The organism is Bacteroides xylanisolvens XB1A, assembly GCF_000210075.1.
In the GTDB taxonomy this organism is placed as follows: domain Bacteria; phylum Bacteroidota; class Bacteroidia; order Bacteroidales; family Bacteroidaceae; genus Bacteroides; species Bacteroides xylanisolvens.
The window spans coordinates 2,679,792-2,704,280 of record NC_021017.1 but is presented as its reverse complement, the minus strand read 5'-3'; the positions used below and the strand labels follow the sequence as shown (position 1 = coordinate 2,704,280).

Sequence of the window (24,489 nt, the reverse complement as noted above, 5' to 3'; positions counted from 1 at the left end):
AGATAAAGAATTTGTTAACAGTTAAAAATAATGTTTATGAAAAGAGACAGACTTTATTTTTCTTTCTTATGTCTTTGTTGCTTTTTGTTTTGTGCGCTGGACGTGCAGGCACAACAAGATTATTGGAAGGGACAAGTGAAGGATGCAGTATCTGGTGAACCGATGATTGGCGTCAGTGTTCGCGTGAAAGGTACGGGAAGCGGTACGATTACTGATTTTGACGGTAATTTTACTGTGAAGGCATCGAAAGGAGACGTACTTGTCATTTCTTATGTGGGTTATAAAACTCTGGAACTGGATTTAAAGAATAAAACGACTTTAGGAGTAATCTCTTTAGGAGAAGATACGGAGACACTGGAAGAAGTGGTAGTGGTTGGATACGGTGTACAGAAAAAGGTATCCAGTGTCGGTTCCATTGCTACTGCAAAAGGAGATGATTTATTAAAGATAGGTAGCGTGAACTCCGTTTCCGAAGCCTTGCAAGGTCAGATGCCGGGTGTGGTTGCCATCAATTCCACTTCAAAGCCGGGAGCCGATAAGGCTTCTTTATTGATTCGTGGTAAGTCTACCTGGGGAGAAGCGGAGCCACTGGTATTAGTGGATGGTATCGAACGTGACTTCAACGATGTCGATGTGAACGAAATCGAATCTATTTCTGTACTGAAAGACGCTTCGGCAACTGCGGTTTACGGTGTGAAAGGTGCGAACGGCGTTATCTTGTTGACAACCAAACGCGGACTCGAACAGAAACCGGAAATCTCATTCACAGCTAACTTCGGTTTTAAACAACCTTCTGCTGCTCCTGAATGGTCTGACTATGTGACCTCTATGAAACAGTATAACAGAGCCCAGGCTAATGATGGTAACTGGGGAGCAATGGTTCCCGAATCTACCATTACCGCATGGGAAAATGCGTATGCTACCGGAAATTACGGTCCATATAACGATGTCTTTCCCGAAGTGGACTGGTGGAAAGAACTGGTAAAGAATGTAGGTTATGAACAGGCTTATAATCTTAATGTACGTGGTGGTACGAAGAAAATGAGTTATTTCGTATCTTTGGGTTATTTGCATGACGGAGATATTTTTAATACTACCAAACAAGAGGATTTCGATCCTTCCTTCTCTTACCGTCGTTATAACTGGCGTAGTAATTTCGACTTCAATATCACAAGTACTACTAAACTTTCGTTCAATGTGGCCGGTAAGATGGGTTATCAGAACCAACCGTCTTATTATGAGAATGTCGATTCTCCGGATGAACGTTTTTTTAAAACGTTCTTTACGGCTCCAAGTAATGAATTTCCGATTAAATATAGTAATGGAATATGGGGAGACGGGTTAAGCTCCGATCAAAATATAGCCTGTCTGATGAACGAAGGAGGTAGTCGTAATATTAAGCAACATCAAGGTTTCTACGATGTAATCTTGAATCAGAAGCTGGACTTTATTACAAAGGGACTGTCATTGAAAGCATCATTGTCTTACACTACTTCTTCTTCATGGACTACCCAGATCATGCCGGGTAAGATTTTAGGTAAAGACGATTTGGTTGCCCAACGTACACATATTCGTATTAATCGTGTGTATGATTACGCCAATCCTATTTATAATGCTGACGGAACAATTACTTATAATTATACCGAGAAACGCTATCCGGATGAAAATGCTCCCGGAGATTTGCCTGTTGGTGGTGTTTATGACGGTTTCAAGGCTTACGGACGTAAACTTTATTACGAATTAGCATTGAATTATAGTCGCCAGTTTGGCGATCACGATGTAAGTGCCTTATTTGTATTTAACCGTAAGATGAACGAATCAACCAATACTGCTAATTCGGGTGTGATGAACTTCCCGGCTTACGAAGAAGACTGGGTAGGCCGTGTCACTTACAACTTCAAAGAGCGTTATCTTGCTGAATTTAACGGTGCCTACACTGGTTCGGAAAAATTTGCTCCGGGACGCCGTTTCGGATTCTTCCCCTCTGCCTCTATTGGTTGGCGTATCAGTGAAGAACCATGGGTAAAGAAATTGACCAAAGGTGTACTGACCAACCTGAAAGTGCGCTATTCGTATGGAGTAGTTGGTAATGATAAAGGTGCTACCCGTTTCAACTATATTCAGAAGTTTGAGCAACTATCTGCCAATGCGCAGTTTGGTAAATATCAGACCAGTAACTGGGGACCTTTATACAAAGAAGGAAAATTGGCCGACCCCGATGCTACCTGGGAAGAATCTATTAAGCAGAATATCGGTATCGAAATAGGTTTGTGGGGTAAACTAAACTTTACTGTGGACTTGTTCGATGAAAAGCGTAATAACATTTTGATGACACGTAATACGATTCCGTCATGGGCCGATAGTGGTATTGCTTTTCCGCAGGTGAATCTGGGTAAGACTAAAAATCACGGTCTTGAACTGGATATTGCTTGGAACGACCGTATTGGAAAGTTTAATTATTACGCGAAGTTTAATTTTGCAACCAGTGAGAACCGTGTTGTCTTTATTGATGACCCGAAGAATCAGAGCGAATATTTGAAAAAAGCCGGAAAGTCAATCGGATATGTGAATAAATACCTGGCAACAGGAAACTTCCAGTCATTGGATGATATTTATAACTCGGCGCAGTCCACTATTGCCAATGGTACACATAATACATTGATTCCGGGAGACTTGTATTACATCGATTATAATGGTGACGGCATGATTGATGCTAAGGATATGGTTCCGATGAAAAACCTGAACTATCCGACTACTACCCTCGGATTTACATTGGGAGGTTCTTACAAAGGAATCGGATTCAATATGTTGTGGTACAGTGCTATGGACGTTTATAAAGAAGCGATTCCTTCCTATTTATGGGATTTCCCGGAAGGTAATATCAAGGCTCAACCAAATACGTTGAATACATGGACAGCCGATGCTCCGATTCAAGGCGGTCCGATTCGCCCCAGTATTCATGTTCAGAGAAGTTATAATTCGGTGGCTAGTACATACACATATACCAACCATGCTTATCTTCGCTTGAAGAACCTGGAAGTGAATTATCAGATTCCGAAGCGTTGGTTGCAGCCTTTACGTCTGACAAAACTGCAAGTATATGTCAACGGTACCAATTTGTTGACGTTCTCGAAAGGTGATTCCCGCCGTGACCCCGAACATTCGGGACAGAATGTTTATCCGGTGGTGAGACGTTATAACATTGGTTTTAGATTAGGATTATGAGACACTTTAAATTTACTGATATGAGAAGACATAAGTTGAATTGGATATGGATCATTCTATTGGGGTTGTTTGTAGGAAGTTGTGAGGACTATCTGGACCGCTCTCCCGATGACGGACTTTCCGAAGATGATGTTTATAAAGATTATAGCAGTTTGTTAGGGTTCATGGACCGCATCTTTCAAAATGATGATATATTAATCTTTACACATGGTATCAACTCTTATTCGAATACATACGTAACGGTAGGTAATTTATCGGATGAATATGCATCCGTTCGCGATAATGATCCGTCGAAGTTTGTCAATGCAGGTAACTGGCTGGAGAATGCCGGTACACGTTTCGAAATAGGAAGTAAAAGTGATGGGAAGAATTTCAAAAGTGCTATTTCTCGTGCTTATACCGGACTTCGTATCGTGAACCGTGTAATTAGCGGAGTAGATCAAGTGAAATCCATCACAGACGACCAAAGGAGAAAACTGTTGGGACAGGCTCATTTCCTACGTGCCTACTTCTATTTTGAGATTATCAAGCGATATGGCGGAATGCCCATCTTTGACCAGCTTTGGGGAGCATCGGATGACTTTGACTTTCCCCGTAAAACTTATCAGGAATCCAATGCTTGGATGCAGACAGACTTGGATAAAGCCATTGAATATTTACCTATAAGCTGGCCTGACGAGGAACATGGACGGCCTGACAGAGTAGGCGCCATGGCATTAAAAGCGATGACACAGCTTTATGCTGCCAGCCCTTTGATGCAGAACGACTTGAATTCTATTGAAAACAAAGGGTATGGAAAAGAGATGGCTGCCGAAGCTGCCCGTAGTGCGCAAAAGGCGATCAATGCTATTGAAAGTCACGAATATTATCGCTTGATGAATCACGACGAATATCGTAGTATTCAATTAATGCCTAATTCCAATCAATTCGCACAGCCGGAATACTTATGGTTCCTGCGTTGGCATCATGGCAACTGGTCTGCTTTCGTCAGAGCGCAATGGCTGACACAACCATACGATAATAAAACCGGTGCCGAAGGTACTCCTTATAATGCTCCGACACAAAATGCGGTAGATATGTACGAACGTAAGGGAGCTGACGGCAACTACTATCCGATCACTGATCCGCGTTCCGGTTATGATGCGGTAAAGACTACCAATCCTTACTCGGATAGAGACCCTCGCTTCACTAATAATATCCTCGTGCCCGGTGAGCAATGGGGAAAGAATTTACAGGGTGTTCCTTATTATCTGACTACTTATTCGGGCGGTTACTCCGAGAACTTCATTTCTACCAATCAGTTTACGAGAGGCTCTCAACAGACCGGATATATGTGTAAGAAGTTCATTTGGCCGGAAGCAAGTGTGCCTTTGTTTGGCGAAGCTGGTTTCCAATTATATCGTTTGGTGGCTGTGTACATTCGTGTTTCGCAAGTTTATCTGGATATGGCAGAGGCTTCATACGAGGCGACAGGTGATCCGGATGCAGTCGTTACGGGTTGTACGATGTCGGCCCGTCAGGCTTTGAATAAAATCCGTGTAAGAGCCGGAATCGGCGAACTACCGGATGGAGTGGATTTTAGAGAAGCTTATCGTCGGGAACGTGGTGTGGAATTGATGTTCGAAGGACACCGCTGGTATGATATCCGCCGTTGGATGATTGCTGAAGACCTGTTTAAGGGTGAATATCCGATCATGGGTGTCAAAGCAACCCCGATCAATCATTCTTATACGGCCGACCAGTTGAAAGTGGAAAAAGCCTGCACTTATAAGTTGACCGACTTTACTTACGAGTATGTTCCGGTGAGGACAGCCGTGCGGACGTTTAACAAGCGTAATTATTGGTATCCGCTACCGATGGATGAAGTGGCGGCTTTGGATAATCTTCAACAGAACCCCGGATGGTGATACCTAAAATAAAGAAAAGTATATGAGAAACAAGATTAGATATATAAGACTGATAGGGCTCATATTTGTCCTTATCGTTGGCTCTAGCCTGACTTTCGCACAGAATAAATCAAAGAGAAAGTCGGCGAAGAAGCCTTTGGTGGAAGTAGTTTCTATTGTTACCGACGAGAAAGGTAGCCCGTTGAAGAATGTTTCTATCATTTGTGGAGAAGGCGCAGTCGTTCTATATACAGATGCAAAGGGACGTTTTCAGACGAAGGTCGAGAATGACGCAACCGTCATGGTGGAGGCTTTGGGATATGAAGATAAAGTGTATAAGCTGACAGGCAGCAATATCGTTCCTGAAAAGATTGTCCTGAAGAAAGAGCCTCTGTTCCTGACCGAAGAATCGTTGGTGAATAGAGCCGATGGTGGCAAGACGTATAAAGGGAATGAAGTAGGCGCAACGAGCGTACTGGAGAACGGACAGTTCGGAACGTTCCCTGATTTGACGCTGACTAATATGCTGCAAGGTAAAATGTTAGGTCTGCAAGTTCGCTCCACAGTCAGCGGATTGGGTAATAATACGCCTGATTTATTTATCCGTGGCCAGCATGGCATGTCGGAGAATACAGCTATTGTTATCATCGATGGTGTGGAACGTCCGGCAGCGGATTTGATTCCTGAAGAAATCGAACGTATCGAGTTGCTGAAAGATGCCACTGCCAAGATTCTTTATGGGGCGCGTGCTGCGAATGGCGTACTTTGGGTGACTACCCGCAGAGGAAAGGCCAACCGCCGCATTTATAACGCAACCGCCGAAGCAGGTGTGGTACAGATGACGCGTACTCCTGATTTTCTGAATTCTTATCAGTATGCTAATCTGTACAATGAAGCGCGTGCAAATGACGGATTGACTCCTTACTATAATCAGAAACAACTGGAAGGATATAAAAACTCCAAAGGAGCCAATGACCTATTGTATCCGAACGTCGATTTGTACGATCAGTTATTGAACAAAAATGCCAACTATCGGAAAGTATCGTTCGATATGACGGGAGGTACCGACAGAGTGCGTTATGCCCTGATTGCCGGATATGTAGGAGGTAGCGGATTTGAAGACGTTACCTATACTCCGCAACTGCACCGTCTGACTCTTCGCGGAAACCTCGACTTCAATGTAACGGATTTCCTGACTATATCCGCAGACGTTGCCGGACGTATGGAAATGCGTAAATGGGGGCAATTGGACTGTGGTCAGGTATTTACGGCCCTGTCTACGCATCGTCCGAATGAATACCCGCTGACTATGTCACCGGAAGAAACCGGACTAGCCAGCTCGGACGGAATTCCTTTGTTTGGCGCAAGTCTGCTGCGTCCGATGAATGCATACGCGGAAACAATGTACGGAGGATATACGGATGAGCGTTATACACGCAGCCAGACCAATATCGGTTTGAAATTCGATCTTGATATGCTGACAAAAGGGTTGAAAGCCGGTGCTTTCCTTTCTTTCGACAACTATGATTACCTGCAACTCTCTTTGAGCAAAGTCTATCCGACGTATGCCATCAAAACATATCGTAACTTTGCCGGTGAGGAACAGATCATGTACACCCAGATGAAGAAAACAGATGTAGCCACTTCACAGAGTCGGAAGTCGACTACCTTGCAGCAGACATTGGGTTGGAATGCCTTTGCCGCATACGAGAATACATTCAACCAAAAGCATGATGTATCGGCACGGCTGACTTACATGTACTCGAAAACAACGAATCAGGGAGTGACCCAGGACATCATCAATGCAAACTACGCATTGCGCTTAAACTATATGTATGACCGCCGTTATGCTGTGGAAGCCGACATGGCATTGATGGGAAGCAACCGTTTCAAATCGGGAAATAAATACTTCTTCTCGACTGCGGGTGGCCTTGCCTGGATTCTAAGCAATGAAGATTTCCTGAAAGACAATGAATACGTGAACTTCCTGAAACTGAAAACCAGCGCCGGTATATTGGGCTATGACAGAAGCACTGAACATTTATTGTATGAACGTGCCTGGTCGCAAGACGGCAGCTTCCGGTTCGGAACAACGAACAATGGCGCTACGGCTTACTATTCCACTTTTGTCCGTGCGGGCAATCCGAACCTGAAATGGGAAAAGGCAGCAGAATGGAACATCGGTGTGGAAGGCTTGTTCCTGAACAACCGCTTATATACCGAAATGAACTATTTCCGTGAGAAACATACGGACATCATCGGTTCTGTTGATGCCTCTTACGGGGATTATACTGGCAACTTTACCTACCAGGATAACATGGGCTCCGTCTTGAATCATGGTATAGAAGGAATGTTCACTTGGAGCGACCGCATCAACGACTGGGCTTATTCGGTAGGAGCCAATTTCGTATGGTCAAAGAATAAAGTATTGAAATGGAACCAGGTGAAACATGGTGAAGAATACCGCTACACAGTGGGGCGTTCTACCGATGCTATGATGGGACTGGTTGCCGAAGGATTATTTGGCAAAGATGTAGTCATCAACGGACATGCAACCCAGACGTTTGCCGATTATCAGGAAGGCGACATCGCCTACAAAGACCTGAACGGTGATAAAATCATTGACGGTCGTGACGTAAAGGAACTCGGAAACTCATTCCCACGTACTACATTGGGCATCGATTTCAATGTAAGTTATAAAGGCTGGGGGTTGTATCTTCAGGGATATTCCGAACTGGGCGTTCACACTTGGGCAACGAATGCTTATTACTGGAATAATGGAGAAGGTAAATACTCCAAACTGGCATTAGACCGTTATCATCCGGCAAACAATCCGACCGGAAATTATCCGCGCCTGACAACCACTGCTGGTGAGAACAACTTCCGCAATTCTTCTTTCTGGTTGAAGAATACAAGCTTCTTCCGTATGAAGAATGTTGAATTGAGCTACACGTTCAATCAGTTCTCCCCAAGTTCGGTAGTGAAGAAGATGAAGGTTTTCGCTCGTGGTGCAAACTTGTTTGTGCTTTCTTCCGTGAAAGATTTGGATCCTGAATTGCTGAATGCCGGTGTGACAAACTACCCGGTGACGCGTACTTTTACAGGCGGAGTCTCTTTTGTATTTTAATTTTGAACAATTAATAGATGGCAATATGAAACATATATTAGGAAGTTGCGTTTTAGCAGGTCTGTTTCTCTTTTGTGCTTGTGACGACACATTGGATACAAAGGTGACGTGGCAGATCGGAGACTCTGATACCTGGAGAGTGCCGGAACTTGCTCAAGGCGTACTATATAAAGCTTATAATGGCATAGCCAACCGCCCGGATTGTTTTGAAGATAACTTTCTGGATTGTGCTACCGATAATGCAGTGACTAATCTGCGCAGCTCTTCTGTCTATAAATTAAATATGGGTGGGATGACAGCGTTTAACAACCCGATCGGAAACTGGAGTAATGCGTATAACATGTTGAACTATGTAAACTCTTTCCTCGAAAACGGCTTGACCGACCAGGTGCAGTACAACCGCACCGATCCGGAAGTGGACAAGCAAATCAAGCTGCGTCTGGAAGGTGAATCGTATTTCCTGCGTGCATGGTGGCATTTTGAGCTATTGAAGATGTACGGCGGAAAGGCGAAGAATGGAAAAGCGTTGGGTATTCCGTTGGCAGATCATTTTATTTCGCAGGATGAGGCCGCGCAGAACGGTGAATTTCTTCGTCCTACTTATCAGGCAACAGTCGATTTTATCGTCAACGATTTGGATAATGCCATCGAGTTATTACCGAATGTGTATCAGGGAGATGACCTGGAGTTTGGTAATACACAAATCGGCCGTGCCACGAAAGCGGCGGCAGCTGTTCTGAAAAGTCGTGCGCTTTTATATAGCGCAAGCCCTGCCATGCAGGATGATGACGTGACGAAGATCACCGGCATGGGACAATTCGAAATTCTGAATCCTACGGTTTACCAGGCAAAATGGGAAGCGGTAGCCAAAGAGATCAATAAGATTCTGGGCATGGAAGGTTTCGGAACTTATGTTCCTGTTGCGGCTTCCTCCATTGCCGATGTGCAGACCGAAAGTTCCGATTATGCTTTCCGCAAATATTTTAATAGTAATCTACTGGAAGGCCTTCATTTCCCGCCATTCTATTATGGAAGTGCTCGTACCACTCCTTCTCATAATCTGGTAAAGGCTTTTTATGCGAAGAATGGTTATCCGGCAACCGATGTTCGTTCCGGTGTCGATCTGTCTGATCCTGATTTCGATCTGACGCAGCTTTATGCCGTACTTGATAATCGCTTTGCGCTGAATGTCTACTATCATAGTGCTATATTTGGCGATTCCGGCCAGCCGTTGGATATGTCCGAGGGTGGAAAAGATTCTCCTTCGTTTAGTGAGAATGCTACACGTACGGGTTATTATTTGGCTAAATTCGTTTCCAAGAAATCGGCTATGCTGAATCCGATTCAGACCTTAAACTCGGTTCATTACAATCCTTTGTTACGAAAATCGGAAGTTCTTCTTAACTTTGCCGAAGCTGCTAATGAGGCTTGGGGCAACCCGACGGTGAAAGCCGAAGGATGCCTGTATTCTGCATACGAAATATTGAAAACAATCCGTTCGCAAGCCGGGGGTATCAATTTTGATCTTTATCTGGATGAAATGGCTCAAAGTAAGGACTCGTTCAGAAAGTTGATTCAGAACGAACGTCGCTTGGAATTTACTTTCGAGAATCATCGTTATTTTGATATGCGTCGTTGGGTATTGCCGTTGAACGAAGAGGTGGAGGGTGTTGCCGTTACCCGCAAGGAAGATGGTACATTCAGCTTCAAAGTACAGAAAGTGGAACAACGGAAATATGAAGTGAAAAACTATTTCATGCCGCTACCGTATGCAGAGCTGGAAAAGAATAAGAATCTAATGAATAATCAGGGTTGGGAATAACGTGCTGTTGATATAAATACTTATTTACAATGAAAAGACTAAATATATTATGGATAGGGCTGATAAGCGTTCTGATGACTGCTTGTTATGACGATTATGAAAAGGACTACGATAAGAGTTCTGTGTACTTTGCTTCGCAAAAACCTCTGCGGACACTGGTAGCCGATACAGATATGTCGATAAAGGTGGGAGTGGCTATTGGCGGTAAAAGAGAGGTGCATACCGATGATTGGGCTACGTTTGAGATCGATCCGTCTTTACTGGATGGTACGGGCTTGACACTGATGCCGGAAAACTATTATCAGTTGGCTAATCCGAACAAGATGACAATTAGCAATCCGAATCTGGCAATAGCAGATGTGAAAGTGACTTTCTCCGATGCTTTCTATAATGACGATGCCGCTTTGGATAAGCATTATGCCATCCCTTTCCGGCTGGTCGATCATAATCAGGATGAAGTAAGTACCGACGTGAACGGTCAGTTGAAGGATTACAGCATTGTAGTTGTCAAGTTCGTCAGCCAGTATCATGGGACATACTTTGTGAAAGGGAAAGTTACTAACTTATCCACCCAGCAGGTGACTGAATACAATAACAAGGATTTGAGTCAGAATATGACCCGCGACTTTGTTTCGTTAGGTAGAAACAAAGTACGCAGACCGGGTTTCGGAAACACATTGGAAAATAATGAGTCGGTAAATCTGACAGTCAATCCGGACGGAAGCGTTACTATCGAAGCCGGAGGAAGTGTTGCTATCATAGATGCGTCCGCCTCATTAGATCCTGCAGCCGAATCGTTGGAATTTGTAGGAAAGCAGCCAAAGTTTACGCTTTCTTATAAGTACACGAAAGGTGGCGTCACTTATCAGGTTGACGAGGAACTGATTCGTCGTCAGAATCCAGAAGCCGATTTACGTTTCCAGGAGTGGTAGAATAGGTATTAGTTGATATAGTTTTTATCGCCAGTGAATTAGCTTACAGCATTTGTTAGCTAGTTCCTGGCGATGTTGTTTTTATTTGCAGCCGACATTCCGTTGGCGTTTATACCGCTTAAATTAACTTACGGCTCTGTCTTATGACAGAATAGATTTCCCTTTTTCTGTTATCATCCAATAACCTATCTTTTTTAAAGGGACTTTGATTGGGAAAAATCTATCGAATGAACCTCGGTTTTTAAATTTATCGACTTTTTTAAGTAGACTCTTAATAGAGGAAACTGAAAAAATCACTTCTTCTATTTTACTTTTATTCTTTTACAAGGTCTTTTATATAGAACGTCCATTCGGTTGAGCTCACGAAAAGGTACGTGGAACATGAATGTATAACGAGATAAGATAAATGACTATGTGTACAACGATAAAATGGAAAACAGGAATACTGGTAGTTGCGATGGCGCTGGTTTGCGGATCCGCAAATGCACAACATTGGCATCGGCATTATTATTATCGTCCTGATCGGGTGGTGACTGTTGTGGTTCAACCTGACGTGACATCTTATGTCAGCAACCCTTTTAATCAAAAGGAACGATTGGCAATGGCTATAGCTTACTTGGAAACGCATAAGCACCTAGGCATCAGGCAATATGCAAAAATGACGAGACTTAGCATGGCCGCGGCAGAAGCTGAACTTGATGCTTTCGCTATGGATAAAAAAAAGCCTATACAACTTATTATCAAAGGAAAAAAGAAAGTGTATATAAAAAGACAATAGTGTATGAAGCGGATTTGGAAATTACTGGTTTTAGGAATGGCTGTTATGTTTTTGCTGCAATCATGTGTGACCGTGCGCCGGTCCCACCGCCATCACCATCGCAAACATTGTTTTGTCGTTACGCAACGGATAACCGATACGACCTTGTATAACTTTCTTCCTACCGAATGTTGGGTGGTGTCAAAACCTGCTGTTTATGAAAATGAAGGATGACCGGGAACTGGTGATGATAGCAGCTAAAGAACCGGAAAAAGGATTTCGTTGTCTGATGGCAAAGTATAAGGATGCAGTTTATTGGCATATCCGAAGGTTGGTAGTGGTTCATGAGGACGCACAAGACGCAACGCAAGAAACTTTTGTAAGGATATTCCGGTCGCTGTCCGATTTTAAGGGCGAATGTTCTTTCCGATCTTGGGTATACCGGATTGCCACCAACGAAGCCTTGCGTCTTCTAAACCGGTATCGAGACGATCGGGTATCGTTGAATGACTCTGTAGACGAGTTAGACAGTCTGATAGCCGACGAATATGTAGACTACAGCGATTTGGAAGTCGTGAAACTACAAAAAGCTATTTTAACGTTGCCAACTAAGCAACAGTTGGCTTTTAACTTACGATACTATGACGATTTGGGATATGACGAGATTGCCGGAATCATCGGTTCAACAGCAGATGGTGTAAAGTCCAGTTATCATATTGCCAAAGATAAGATTATTAAATATATGAATTCAAACAATTAGATGTATGAAAGAAGATTTTGATTTCAACCGCATAGGTAAGCGTCTGCCCTATACCACACCCGATAGTTTCTTGGATGATATAGAAAACAACGTATGGGAAACTGTAAAACAGGAGATGCAGCCTTCTAGACCCAAACGCAACTTTCGTCTTTGGTATTCTGTAACGGGAGGACTTGTGGCAGCAAGTATTGCACTATTAATTGTCTTCAACCTATTGCCCCATCATCCAAGGAATAATTTTGAAGATGTTGAAAAGGCGTTTGCCAATTTGAGCAGTAGTGATCAGGATTACCTGTTTGCAACCTATCAGAACGATTTGTTTATGAACGAATAAAAAAACAAACAGACATGAAGAATATGATTAAAATTCTTGTACTTGCAGTAGCAATGATTACTTTTAATGTGAGTACTTATGCCCAGAAGAGCGAACGACAGCGTATGACTCGGGAACAGTTGGCTGAAGCCCAAGCTCATTTTATTGCCGATGAGATGGCGATGGATGATACGACAGCCAAGCAGTTTGTAGAAACTTTCTGCCAATTCCAGAAAGATATTTGGGCATTGGGGCCCCGTCCTAAAAGAGACGCTTCCCATCTTTCGGATAAAGAAGCTGAACAGGCAATGAATGAAAGATTCACTCATAGTCAAAAGATACTTGACCTAAGGAAAAGGTATTATTTGAAATACAGCAAATTTTTGACACCCAAACAAATTGAGAGAGTATATGAATTGGAAAGAAAGATGATGAATCGCCTGTTTCATCGCTCTCAAAATAAAGAAAACCGTAAATAATTGAAGATTATGAGATTAAAAACATTTAGCATATTTGGTTTATCGTTCCTTGTGATGTTTACCCTAACTTCGTGTGATAATGAAAACCTGGTAAACGAAGAGGAACTGAATTTCAGTGATGAAAATCCTACCCTAATTGTTCTTGCTGAACAAAAGGCAGGAAATGATGGATATGATGAAAAAGGTTTTTCAATAGTAAACTGCCCTAATTCACTGGAGCTTCACAAGCTCTACAGTGGCTTAAAGCTAAATTTTCAACTGTCGGGAGTAACCAGGATAGAACTGGAAAGTGTAGACGGTTATGCCTTGTCCGGAACTGTTGGCATCCAATGGGACGAGACGGGACAGCCGGTTATCGGCGAAGCGGAAAATGCCGGTTCCATTTTGGTTTTCAATGCTCCCGATGAAAACGGTTTCACTCCGGGAAAAGACTACTCTATTTTCACCTTGCCTTGCGACCTCTACGGAGGATACCGGCTTTCCATTTACAAGGACGGACTGGTTGCCCACTATTTTGGAGTGCATCAGACTGTAGAACCGGGCACATTCATAACCCCCGGTGATTTGGCAGAAAGCGAACTGGAATTTGACGACCCGGATGCGCCGCTCGTAGAAGAAGAGCGTCCGGAACTGGATGCCACAACTACAGCCCTTCTCCGCCAATACCAACAGAACCAAACGGAAGAAAACAAGCAGGCATTATTGAATCAGATGGGAATTCGTTACGACAAGGTAGTGGCTCGAAAGAAAGCCAAGCTCCGCGAGCTGGAGAGAGAAGCTTTGACCCCGGATGTGGTGGAAGAAATGCAGGAGATTGTGGATGAGATGGTTGAGAATCGAGACGTCCGACTCGAACAGCAGTTTCTGCGACTCATCGATCCTCGAAACGACGACAATCCCAATGACGCATGGATGGTGTTGCGAGGTGCGTCAGCTCCCAATGCCTACATCGGTTATGCACCGGTAACCAATGCAGAATATGCTGCCTTTAAAGAAGACTTCACCTATAATGAAGGACAGGACAATTATCCGGTAGTATATATAACCATAGCTGAAGCCACGGCTTATTGCGATTGGCTTATAGCAAAAGACAATTTGCATAACTACCGTTTGCCGACCGACGAGGAATGGGTTCTTGGAGCCGGACACATGCCGAAAGATGTTACGATGAACGCAGGTCGTGTGGAGACGGGACTGACAGCGGTAGATGCTTACAGCCAGACAACGGGTGCTTGTGGTGGTATCGACTTCTGGGGCAACTGCTGGGAATGGACTTCATCCACAGATGCAAATGGACAATACATCATCAAAGGCGGCAGTTGGGATTCTGAACGAGACGATTGCCGTAGTGAAAAATCGGATGTGGTAAGAATTGGTACACAAGGATATACCAATGTCGGTTTCAGAGTCGTAAGAACAGATTTCATTTAATTCCCTAATAACATACGAATATGAAAAAAATATTTTTAGCAATGGCTATTGCCATTGTGACGGGTACTGCTGTGTCCGCGCAAGACGATGACAAAGAAGATAAAATCGTGGTTTCAACCCACCAAACGGATAAAGAGGATGGATATGAGGGTCATTCGGCTAGCCGATGCGGTATCAAATTCAATTTCCAGCTTATAGGTGTGACAAAGGTAGAACTGGAAAGTGTCGATGGCTTTCCGCTAGCAGGTACGGCGACTACCCAAAGGACCGCCCAGGGAAAAACTGTAATCGATGATATGGTACATACAAGTACCATTATAACGTACAGTTCAAGCAGCAAGTCTGGATTTATACCCGGAAAAGACTACTACATTTCCACCTTACCTTGCAACCTTTACGGAGGATACAGGCTCTCTATTTACCGAGACGGACTCGTGGCGCATTATTTCGGTGTGCATCAGAAGGTGGAATTGGGAGAATTTATCAGTCCCGATGATTTGGTAGAGAGCGAGTTAGAGTTCGACAAGCCCGGTGCTCCACTCGTAGAGGAAGGACGACCCAAAATGGATTCCAAGACACACAATCTATTCGTTCAATACCGTAAGAAATCTACGGAAGCCAACAAACAAGCATTGCTGGATCAGATGTGTGTACGGTATGACAAAGTGGTAGCCAGAAAGAAAAACAAGCTCCGTGAACTGGAACGTGAAGCCCGGACTTACAGCATTGTGGAGCACATGCAAGGTATTGTGGGCGAAATGGTACAGAATCGAGAAACCCGCATCCAACAGCAATTTCTTCGCTTCATCGACCCTCGAAGGGACGAGAATCCGAAAGATGCTTGGATGGTGTTGCGTGGCGCATCAGCTCCCAATGCTTATATCGGCTATGCACCCGTCACCAATGCCGAGTATGCCGCCTTCAAGTCCGGATTTACCTATGAAAAAGGACAGGACAACTATCCGGTTGTGAACATTACGATGAATGATGCCAAAGCTTATTGCAAATGGTTGACAGCACAGGACAGCAAGCATATCTACCGTTTACCCAATGAAGAAGAATGGATTCTTGGTGCTGGTCACATGCCTAAAGATGTGGCAATGAATGCTAACCACATTGAATCAGGACTGACAGCAGTGGATGCTTACAAACAGTCCACAGGTGCATGTGGAGGCATTGACTTTTGGGGAAACTGCTGGGAGTGGACTACTTCAACTGATGCTAACGGGCAGTATATTGTCAAAGGTGGAAGTTGGGACTCCAAACGTGACGATTGCCGTAGCGAGAAATCAGATGATGTAAGGACAGGTGCGCAAGGTTATGCCAATGTAGGTTTCCGAATTGTAAGGATAGATACCTCTGAATCTATGTAATTTTTAACAAGCAAATGACGGATGTACAGGATATACCTATTTGGCCTGTTGGTTATTAATAGATAACTTCTCTTTGATATAGACCAAACTTCCTTTTTCCGGTTAGATAACTTCGTCTTCCTTCGTTTCAAACTATAAATGCAAGCTTTGTTTTTATAAATGCAAGTTCCGTTTATAAAAACAAAGCTTGCAATTTTATAAACGGAACTTGCATTTATAGTTTGGAATAGGGCAAAGACAACTTTACTATTAAGGGAAGAGATCTTTGCAAAGGGAGCAAAAGGACTTTTCTACTAATAGCTGATACGCTGTCTAAGGATAGATCGAATTTCTATCATGGTAACTTCTACTTCAACTGCTTGAGAAACTCTGTCGGAGTGATATTAAATTCTTTCTTGAAACACTTTGTAAAGTAGTTCGGATCTGATATACCGACGGCAAATGATGCTTCGGAGACATTCATACCATTCAGTAAATGAGTTTTAGCCTCTTTCATTTTGATGGTCCGTATGAATTGGGTGATGGAGCATCCGGTGAGTGATTTCAGCTTCATGTGCAACAGGCTGCGACTGATGCGGAGATGGGCTGTGATTTCCGTTACTCCGAAGTCTTCCTTGGTGAGGTTCGCCATAATCAGTTCCATCAGTTCTTTCATGAATATTTCATCCCGCGGGTTGTTGGTGATTTGCTTGATGTTCAGTTCCTCTGCCTGTTTGAAGTGCTCGATACTCTGTTTCCGGCTCTTTTGGATATTCTGTACCAGCAGTTCCAGATTCTTGGCGTTGAAAGGTTTGGTGATATATGCATCGGCTCCACGCAGATAACCTTCCGTATGGTCGTTCTCATCAGTCTTTGCAGTCAGGAGGATAACGGGGATATGGCTGGTCGTTACGTCCTGTTTGACACGTTCCGTGAATTCCAGGCCGTCCATCACCGGCATCATTAAATCCGATATAATGAGGTTGGGCAGCTGTTTGGCTATCTTCTTGCAGGCTTCTGCACCATTATACGCTCGTATAATATCATATTTCTCGCTGAATATACTGGCGAGGTAATCATTCATTTCTTTGTTGTCCTCCACAATCATAATAGATTCCCGGGCAGGATCTTTTTCTTTGTTGGTCAGCTTTTCGGGAATGAGTTCGATGGTTTCCTTGATTCGCTGGTTATATTTCTGTATTTCTTCGGTCGTGATGTTCTCGGACGAGCGTTCATCGGGGTTGTAAGCATCCTCGGATACATTCAGGGTAACGATAAAATCCGAACCTTTGTTGATTTCGCTTTCTACCCGGATTTCCCCTTTGTGCATGTGTATGAGCGAACGCGTAAGCGATAATCCCAGTCCGAATCCCTCGCGATGGTCGCGCTTCTCAACTTGGTAGTAACTTTCAAATATTTGTTCTTGAGCTTCTTTAGGAATCCCCCTGCCATTGTCTTTGACGGAGATTTGCACAAATGTTCCTTTCTCTTCTTTTATTAGTTTGGCACTCAACTTGACGTATCCGCCGGGTTGGGTATATTTAAATGCGTTTGAGAGCAAGTTATAAAGAATCCGTTCCAGCTTGGAAGGCGAGAACCAGACTTCCTCTTCGGTGTCTTCCAGATTGACGATGAAGTCAATCTCCCGTTCTCCGGCTACGATGTCGAAGATGTGCGACAGTTCTTCCAGAAAGTGCATGATGTCTCCCTTCCGGACGCTGATACGCATCTGTTTCATCTCGATTTTACTGAACGTCAATAGTTCATTAATCAGATAATTCATCCGGTTGGCGTTTCGGTAGATGACTTCCAGTTTCTCTTTATCGTTGTTGCTGATTTGTGGCTGCTGGATCAATCGTTGCAGAGGCGATAGAATCAGGGTCAGCGGTGTTTTCAGGTCATGGGAGATGTAAGTGAAGAAATTGATCTTCTGTTGATTCATATTCTCTATGTTGACGCGTTGTTCATGCTCCGTTTTCAGTCGCATGAGCAGGATGATACGCGTTTTGGTATATCTGTATGCGGCGTAAATGATTAATAGGAAGAGTAGTGCATAAACTAAATATGCTCCCGGTGAGAGCCACCAAGGAGGAAGGACTCTGATGGCAAGGTCCTTTTGGCCCGTTTCGTCCCAGTGGATACCATCTTTGCTGGCTTTGATCTTTAAGATATATCTTCCTGAAGGCAGATTGGAGAAGCGTACCTGATGCTGGTTGCCTACAAACTGCCAGTCCTTGTCGATACCTTCCATTTTCATCGCATATTGAGTGTTGTCGGTATATTGATAATTCAGTCCGGAGTATTCGAGACGCAGGGATTGGGCTTGTTCGTGCGTCAGGGTGATCTCTGTCAGTTCGGAGATAGAGGAAGGGATGAATGCTTTCTCATTGTTGGGCGACATATATTCGCTGTTGCTCCAAATGGCAGTCAGTGCAATGTTGAAACGGGGATTGACGGAGCGTACCTGTTCCGGGTAGAAAGAAATCATACCGTTGATAGTTCCGAAATACAATTCTCCGTCAGGCTTCTTGCAGGCGGAGGAGTAGTTGAACTGGTTGATGGGCAATCCGTCGGCCGTGGTATATCGGTCAATGCTTCCTGTTTGGGAATTGATACAACAAAGTCCGTTTCCGGTACCTACCCAAACATTGCTCATCTCATCTTCAATGATACCTTTGATGGCGTTGGATCCCAACTGTTCTTTACTGTAAAAGGCGATAATGCTACCGTTGCGGTCCGATACATAAAGCCCGTTGTTGTCTGTACCTATCCATATCCGTTGATGTGAATCGGGGTAGATATAGGTGATGTAGAGATCGGTATGCGGCAGGATGGGGAGCGAGGTTACTTTCAGTGTATGGGTATTGATCTGAAATATACTGCCTTTTCGGGTTCCTGCCCAAAGTATACTGTCATTAAACTGTACCAGGTTAAAGACACGGAGAGATGAAATTTTTTCCGGGCGGGAGTTTGCTTTCTTCTTGTCGATCAGGAATAAGCCGGAAGGGCCTCCGTACCAGATATGATCGTTCTTGTCTTCGATGATGCAGAAGCCGGAAGAAACCTCATCCGACAGTAGATTATAGTCCACCGTGCGGTTTAGATGCGGTATATAGTGAAGAGCTCCTTTCAGGAACAGTCCGAGCCACAGGCTGTTATCTTTGTCGAGCCATAAAGAATGTATGTTCTTGGCGTAGATTTGCATTTGCTTGTGCAGCCGTTCGGCACGGGTGATTTCTTTCTTATTGTTCAGGTAGTTCAATCCGCCATCTTCGGTGGCGATGTACAGACCGTTGTCCGGAGCATTGATAATCTGGCGGACAGCCTTTCCGCTCAAATGATTGAAACTGGCTCCGTATGGATATATCTGGAACTGGTCGGAACCGAATATATAATAGTTGACTCCTCCGAAATAGGTTCCCACCCACATATTATGAGCCTTGTCCTGATAAAGGCTGTAAATGGGAGAATCGTTCAGCGCACTTAAATCCCGTTCCGATTGTTCGTAATGTGCAATCAGTTGATAGAGTTTGTTGAAGACAAAGATGCCATACTCCGTGCCTACCCATATATTCCCCGTATGGTCGGTTGCCGCACAGCGGAAGTGTTTTACTTCCAGGTCTTTCGAGAGATTACACAGGGTATTGCTTTGTATATGATAGACGAAAAAATCGTTGTTAGTATTAAATAAAAGCTGGTTGGACGAGATCAGGACGGCATTGTTGCATTGCTGTGTAAAAGGCTGGATGAGAGTCGGGAGGGAAACGAACTGTTTCTTCTCCAGACTGTATCGCATCAGTCCTTTGTTGGTGTCTATCCATAAGGTTTTGTCTCCGTCCTCCGCAAGGTATCTCACATGAGGTTTTTCTTCATCGAGAAGAAAAGGAACGAACAGACTGTCTTGTTCATTGTAGCGATAGAGTCCGTTGCTACAAGCGGCCAGAAGCACACCATCGCTGGTATTCAGGAAACAAACATCATCCTTAGTGTTCCCTTTAATCTGGTAACGACTGAAATCTTCTGTCTCGTAGTTATAGCTGCAGATGCCCTGATCGGTAGAGATCCATAGAATGTTACGGAGCGAATCGTTATATAAGCGCGTGATGAAATTGTGGCGGAGTGAGGTGCTGTCGGCTTCATTATGTGCGAACAGGTTGATATTATAACCGTCATATCGGCACAATCCGTTGCGTGTACCAAACCAGATGAACCCGTGGTTGTCCTGGGTGATTGCATTGATCGTATTATGCGGGAGTCCTTCAGCTATACTTAGCTGTTTGAAGCGTATATTATTATATTGAATCTGTCCCGTCGACAAGCTTGTATTTAAGAGCACGAGACTAAATAAGAGTACGAATTTAAGTAAGGTGGTTCTCATGGCTTTTCTGATTGATTTTCACGACCTAAAGATACGTCTTTTTTTGTTTTGAACAGTCGTAGAATTGTTCAAACGGGCAGCACTCATGTTCAGTTTGCCGCTTCGCTACAGATTTTTATACATGATTGCAGGTATTAAGCATTATTTTTCTGTTTTTCTTGGATAGAAAAGACCACATTTGCAATGTGAAACTCTAAAAACAAATGCTATGAATCATTCGACAGTCAAATCCTTTACGTTTGGTATCGGTCTGTTTTTCACATTACCTCTGGTATATGGGAATAGTTCCTCTCCGTCTTCCTCCGATGGAACGTTGTATATCAATAAATCGAAAACCCACAAAGTGGCTCCCGTAAAGTACGGTTTCCATTATGAAGAAATAGGAATGATGGGCGAGGGTGCCCTGCACGCCGAACTGATACGTAACCGTTCGTTTGAAGAAGCTACACCGCCTGCCGGATTATCTGTGAAGAACGGTCTTTATGAAAATGTTCCGGCTCCCCGCGTTAAAGAGAAAAAAGTGTTTCAGGCCGATCCGCTGATTGGATGGACGACTTATCCGTTATCATATACTCCTGTATTTATCAGTCGCACGGATGAAAATCCGATGAGCGGGGAAAATAAGTATTCGATGCTGGTTAATGTCACGGAAGATATTGCGAACCATCCGGATGCCCTGATTCTCAACCGTGGATATTATGGAATGAACCTGAAGACAGATACGTCTTACCGTCTTTCCTTGTTTCTGAAGAACAGGAATTATTCCGCTCCGTTACGTGTATTTCTAGTTGACGAATGGGGACAACGGGTGAGCAATGTGATCGAAGTGAATGTAGGGAATCGGGACTGGACAAAATATACCGGTGAACTGAAACCGGAAAAGAACGTCCGGCGTGGAATGTTTGCCATACAACCGATGTCGAAAGGGCAATTTCAGATAGATGTCGTTTCCCTGTTCCCGTCCGATACCTGGAACGATGGAAAATCCGTATTCCGTAAAGACATTGTTCAGAACCTGAAAGAGTTTTCTCCCAGCTTTATCCGTTTCCCGGGCGGATGCATCGTGCACGGAGTCAATGAAGAAACGATGTATCACTGGAAAAAGACGCTCGGACCGATTGAAAATCGTCCGGGACAGTGGAGCAAATGGGCGCCTTATTACCGTACCGACGGAATCGGCTATCATGAGTTTTATGAATTGTGCGAATATGTGGGAGCTGATGCGATGTATGTGATGCCTACGGGTATGATTTGCAGTGGTTGGGTGAAGCAAAGTCCACAGTGGAATTTCAGACACATTGATGTCGATCTGGACGCTTATATCCAGGATGCGTTGGATGCCATCGAGTATGCCATTGGTGATACAACTACGAAATGGGGAGCTGAACGGGCAAAGAACGGTCATCCCGCTCCTTTCCCGCTAAAATATATCGAGATTGGAAATGAAGATTTCGGACCTGTGTATTGGGAGCGTTATGAGAAAATCTATCAGGCGTTGTCCGCCAAATATCCTGACTTGATTTATATAGCCAATAGTGTCATCCGTGTAGTCGGAAGAGAGAATGATGACAAACGGAAGGATATTCCCAATTTTGTCAACCCGAAGAATGTGAAAGTGTTCGACGAACATTATTATAACTCAATCGAATGGGCTTGCGAACAGCATTATCGTTTTGATAACTACAAACGGGGTGTTGCCGATCTATTTATCGGCGAATTGGGAATCAACGGAAAATATCCTTATAACCTGCTGGCTACCGGAGCCATCCGTATGTCAATAGAACGCAACGGCGATTTGAATCCCTTGTTTGCTGAACGTCCGGTGATGAGGCATTGGGACTTTCTGGAACACCGTATCTTCCTGCCGATGTTGATTAATGGAGTAGACAGTAGCGTAAAGACTTCCTTCTTCTACCTGGCAAAGATGTTCAGGGATAACACGTTTGACGTGTGTCTGGATGCAGCGATCAAGGATATAGAAGGTTTGCAGAACATCTTTGTTACGATGGGATATGATACGGCCAGCAAACAATATATCCTGAAACTGATAAACCTGCAGGATAAAAAAGTCACTCTACAACCGGAAGTTTCCGGCTTCAAACGTCCCGTCAAGGCACATAAAACAAGTCTGGTACTGGTTCCGGGAAAAGAAAACACACCGTTTGCTCCGAATGAAGTCCAACCGGTAGAGACGGAAGTCGGGCTGGACCTGAATCAACCGTTCGAACTGGAGGCAGCTTCCATGGTTGTATATCGTTTTTAGTTCACCACAGAGGACACAGAGAGCACAGAGGACACAGCATTTTTTCTCTCTTTCTGCAAGGAACAGAGTGATAGATGCAGTTAGCTGTAAAAAAAGCGTGAGACTCTGTGTTACTCTGTAATGAATAAAATGATTAAGCCTCCGTGTCCTCTGTGTCCTCCGTGGTGAACTCTAAATTGTCAAATAGCAAATAAAAATAAAATGAAAACAATCTTTTGTATCACAGGACTTGCCATACAAGGTTTGGCTATGTCAGTTCAGGCGCAAACCGGCAAACCGAATATTGTGGTTATTATGACCGATCAGCAGCGTGCCGATTTGTGCGGCAGGGAAGGTTTTCCGCTGGAAGTGACTCCCTTTGTCGACCGTTTGGCGCAGGAGAATGTATGGTTCAATAAGGCATACACTGTGATGCCGGCCAGCTCTCCGGCACGTTGTTCCATGTTCACCGGGCGTTTTCCTTCCGCCACTCACGTACGCACGAATCACAATATCCCCGACATCTCCTATCAACAGGACTTAGTGGGCGTATTGAAAGAAAACGGATATAAAACAGCATTGGTTGGCAAGAATCACGCTTACCTGAAACCTGCCGACTTGGATTTCTGGTCTGAATACGGACACTGGGGAAAGCACAAAAAGACGACTCCCGCAGAGAAAGAGACTGCCCGTTTCCTGAATCAGCAAGCCAGGGGGCAATGGCTGGAGCCATCTCCCATCTCGCTGGAAGAACAGCATCCCACCAAAATCGTGAACGAAGCGCTGGCATGGATTAAACAGCAGAAAGAAAATCCTTTCTTCGTATGGGTCTCTTTTCCGGAACCTCACAACCCTTATCAGGTATGTGAACCCTATTACTCCATGTTCTCCCCCGATAAGCTCCCTGTCTTAAAGACCTCCCGCAAAGATTTGGCAAAGAAAGGAGAGAAATACCGTATTTTGGCGCAACTGGAAGACGCGTCCTGCCCGAACCTGGAACAAGACTTGCCTCGAATCCGTGCCAACTATATCGGAATGATCCGGTTGATAGACGATCAGATCAAGAGACTGATCGAATCATTGAAAGCCAGCGGACAATATGAAAACACCCTCTTTGTCGTACTTTCCGACCACGGTGACTACTGGGGGGAATACGGATTGATCCGTAAAGGAGCCGGACTTTCCGAAAGCCTCGCACGTATCCCGATGGTATGGGCAGGATATCACATTAAAAACCAGCCTGCCCCTATGGATAGCCACGTATCGATAGCCGACCTTTTCCCCACCTTCTGCTCTGCCATCGGTGCCGAAATACCGGCAGGAGTTCAGGGTCGTAGCTTGTGGCCGATGCTGACCGGAAAAGCTTACCCTAAAGAAGAATTCTCCAGCATGGTCGTACAACAAGGCTTCGGAGGAGCCGATGTCGGACTGGATGCCTCCCTGACTTTTGAACAGGAAGGAGCATTGACTCCCGGCAAAATAGCCCACTTCGACGAACTGAACACCTGGACGCAAAGCGGTACCTCACGCATGATAAGAAAGGATGACTGGAAACTGGTCATGAATCATTATGGCAACGGAGAACTCTATAATTTAAAGAAAGATCCTTCGGAAGTTCATAATCTGTTTGGCGAGAAGAAATACAGCGAAATTCAAACAGAACTTCTGACCCGTTTACTGGCATGGGAGTTGCGTTTGCAGGACCCGCTGCCTCTCCCGCAAAGACGTTACCATTTTAAACAGAATCCATTTAATTATCTCCATCCGGAATACTAAAAAATAAGA

The 24,489-nt window shown here is 44.2% G+C and carries 15 protein-coding genes; 14 read left to right on the top strand and 1 reads right to left on the bottom strand.

Annotation, left to right across the window (positions count from 1 at the left end):
• The first annotated feature begins 36 nt into the window (after positions 1–36).
• From BXY_RS10745 to BXY_RS10690, 12 genes are all read left to right on the top strand, one after another.
• Positions 37–3,225, top strand: a complete 3,189-nt coding sequence (locus BXY_RS10745) for a SusC/RagA family TonB-linked outer membrane protein (RefSeq protein ID WP_134993164.1) — start codon at positions 37–39, stop codon at positions 3,223–3,225.
• A gap of 20 nt (positions 3,226–3,245) precedes the next feature.
• Positions 3,246–5,132: a RagB/SusD family nutrient uptake outer membrane protein gene (locus BXY_RS10740; RefSeq protein ID WP_022199270.1), complete on the top strand. Its 1,887-nt coding sequence runs from the start codon at positions 3,246–3,248 to the stop codon at positions 5,130–5,132.
• Between the two features lie 22 nt (positions 5,133–5,154).
• Complete coding sequence (locus BXY_RS10735; protein ID WP_015531888.1) at positions 5,155–8,238, top strand: SusC/RagA family TonB-linked outer membrane protein; 3,084 nt, start codon at positions 5,155–5,157, stop codon at positions 8,236–8,238.
• Positions 8,239–8,263: 25 nt separating this feature from the next.
• Positions 8,264–10,060 carry a RagB/SusD family nutrient uptake outer membrane protein gene (locus BXY_RS10730; protein ID WP_134993165.1) on the top strand — a complete coding sequence of 599 codons (1,797 nt, stop codon included), beginning with the start codon at positions 8,264–8,266 and terminating at the stop codon, positions 10,058–10,060.
• A 29-nt stretch (positions 10,061–10,089) separates the two neighbouring features.
• On the top strand, positions 10,090–10,992 hold the full coding sequence (locus BXY_RS10725) for a BT_3987 domain-containing protein (RefSeq protein WP_134993166.1): 903 nt from the start codon (positions 10,090–10,092) through the stop codon (positions 10,990–10,992).
• A 412-nt stretch (positions 10,993–11,404) separates the two neighbouring features.
• The gene (locus BXY_RS10720) at positions 11,405–11,770 is read left to right on the top strand and encodes a hypothetical protein (protein WP_134993167.1); all 366 of its coding nucleotides are present in this window, start codon (positions 11,405–11,407) and stop codon (positions 11,768–11,770) included.
• Positions 11,771–11,773: 3 nt separating this feature from the next.
• Positions 11,774–11,983 (top strand): hypothetical protein, encoded by a 210-nt coding sequence (locus tag BXY_RS10715; protein ID WP_134993168.1) that lies wholly within the window; start codon positions 11,774–11,776, stop codon positions 11,981–11,983.
• On the top strand, positions 11,967–12,509 hold the full coding sequence (locus BXY_RS10710; protein ID WP_015531885.1) for an RNA polymerase sigma factor: 543 nt from the start codon (positions 11,967–11,969) through the stop codon (positions 12,507–12,509). The genes BXY_RS10715 and BXY_RS10710 overlap by 17 nt, the downstream gene beginning before the upstream one ends.
• A 4-nt stretch (positions 12,510–12,513) precedes the next feature.
• On the top strand, positions 12,514–12,843 hold the full coding sequence (locus BXY_RS10705; protein WP_015531884.1) for a hypothetical protein: 330 nt from the start codon (positions 12,514–12,516) through the stop codon (positions 12,841–12,843).
• Between the two features lie 14 nt (positions 12,844–12,857).
• Positions 12,858–13,301, top strand: coding sequence for a hypothetical protein (locus BXY_RS10700; RefSeq protein ID WP_015531883.1), 444 nt, complete (start codon positions 12,858–12,860; stop codon positions 13,299–13,301).
• A gap of 9 nt (positions 13,302–13,310) precedes the next feature.
• Positions 13,311–14,732 carry a formylglycine-generating enzyme family protein gene (locus tag BXY_RS10695; protein WP_134993170.1) on the top strand — a complete coding sequence of 474 codons (1,422 nt, stop codon included), beginning with the start codon at positions 13,311–13,313 and terminating at the stop codon, positions 14,730–14,732.
• A 20-nt stretch (positions 14,733–14,752) separates the two neighbouring features.
• The gene (locus tag BXY_RS10690; RefSeq protein WP_015531881.1) at positions 14,753–16,105 is read left to right on the top strand and encodes a formylglycine-generating enzyme family protein; all 1,353 of its coding nucleotides are present in this window, start codon (positions 14,753–14,755) and stop codon (positions 16,103–16,105) included.
• Between the two features lie 346 nt (positions 16,106–16,451).
• On the opposite strand, the gene BXY_RS10685 is transcribed toward BXY_RS10690, so the two are convergent.
• The gene (locus BXY_RS10685) at positions 16,452–20,462 is read right to left on the bottom strand and encodes a hybrid sensor histidine kinase/response regulator transcription factor (RefSeq protein ID WP_118299421.1); all 4,011 of its coding nucleotides are present in this window, start codon (positions 20,460–20,462) and stop codon (positions 16,452–16,454) included.
• 208 nt (positions 20,463–20,670) lie between these two features.
• Here BXY_RS10685 and BXY_RS10680 point away from each other — a divergent pair, with 208 nt between their 5' ends.
• Complete coding sequence (locus BXY_RS10680; RefSeq protein WP_015531880.1) at positions 20,671–22,725, top strand: alpha-L-arabinofuranosidase C-terminal domain-containing protein; 2,055 nt, start codon at positions 20,671–20,673, stop codon at positions 22,723–22,725.
• Between the two features lie 201 nt (positions 22,726–22,926).
• Positions 22,927–24,480, top strand: a complete 1,554-nt coding sequence (locus BXY_RS10675) for a sulfatase family protein (RefSeq protein WP_004298626.1) — start codon at positions 22,927–22,929, stop codon at positions 24,478–24,480.
• Positions 24,481–24,489 lie beyond the last annotated feature (9 nt).

Coding starts and splice junctions, on each gene's coding strand:
- BXY_RS10690 (WP_015531881.1), top strand. CDS start 14,753: ATGAAAAAAATATTTTTAGCAATGGCTATTGCCATTGTGACGGGTACT.
- BXY_RS10695 (WP_134993170.1), top strand. CDS start 13,311: ATGAGATTAAAAACATTTAGCATATTTGGTTTATCGTTCCTTGTGATG.
- BXY_RS10705 (WP_015531884.1), top strand. CDS start 12,514: ATGAAAGAAGATTTTGATTTCAACCGCATAGGTAAGCGTCTGCCCTAT.
- BXY_RS10700 (WP_015531883.1), top strand. CDS start 12,858: ATGAAGAATATGATTAAAATTCTTGTACTTGCAGTAGCAATGATTACT.
- BXY_RS10735 (WP_015531888.1), top strand. CDS start 5,155: ATGAGAAACAAGATTAGATATATAAGACTGATAGGGCTCATATTTGTC.
- BXY_RS10710 (WP_015531885.1), top strand. CDS start 11,967: ATGAAAATGAAGGATGACCGGGAACTGGTGATGATAGCAGCTAAAGAA.
- BXY_RS10715 (WP_134993168.1), top strand. CDS start 11,774: ATGAAGCGGATTTGGAAATTACTGGTTTTAGGAATGGCTGTTATGTTT.
- BXY_RS10725 (WP_134993166.1), top strand. CDS start 10,090: ATGAAAAGACTAAATATATTATGGATAGGGCTGATAAGCGTTCTGATG.
- BXY_RS10745 (WP_134993164.1), top strand. CDS start 37: ATGAAAAGAGACAGACTTTATTTTTCTTTCTTATGTCTTTGTTGCTTT.
- BXY_RS10730 (WP_134993165.1), top strand. CDS start 8,264: ATGAAACATATATTAGGAAGTTGCGTTTTAGCAGGTCTGTTTCTCTTT.
- BXY_RS10675 (WP_004298626.1), top strand. CDS start 22,927: ATGAAAACAATCTTTTGTATCACAGGACTTGCCATACAAGGTTTGGCT.
- BXY_RS10740 (WP_022199270.1), top strand. CDS start 3,246: ATGAGAAGACATAAGTTGAATTGGATATGGATCATTCTATTGGGGTTG.
- BXY_RS10720 (WP_134993167.1), top strand. CDS start 11,405: ATGTGTACAACGATAAAATGGAAAACAGGAATACTGGTAGTTGCGATG.
- BXY_RS10685 (WP_118299421.1), bottom strand. CDS start 20,462: ATGAGAACCACCTTACTTAAATTCGTACTCTTATTTAGTCTCGTGCTC.
- BXY_RS10680 (WP_015531880.1), top strand. CDS start 20,671: ATGAATCATTCGACAGTCAAATCCTTTACGTTTGGTATCGGTCTGTTT.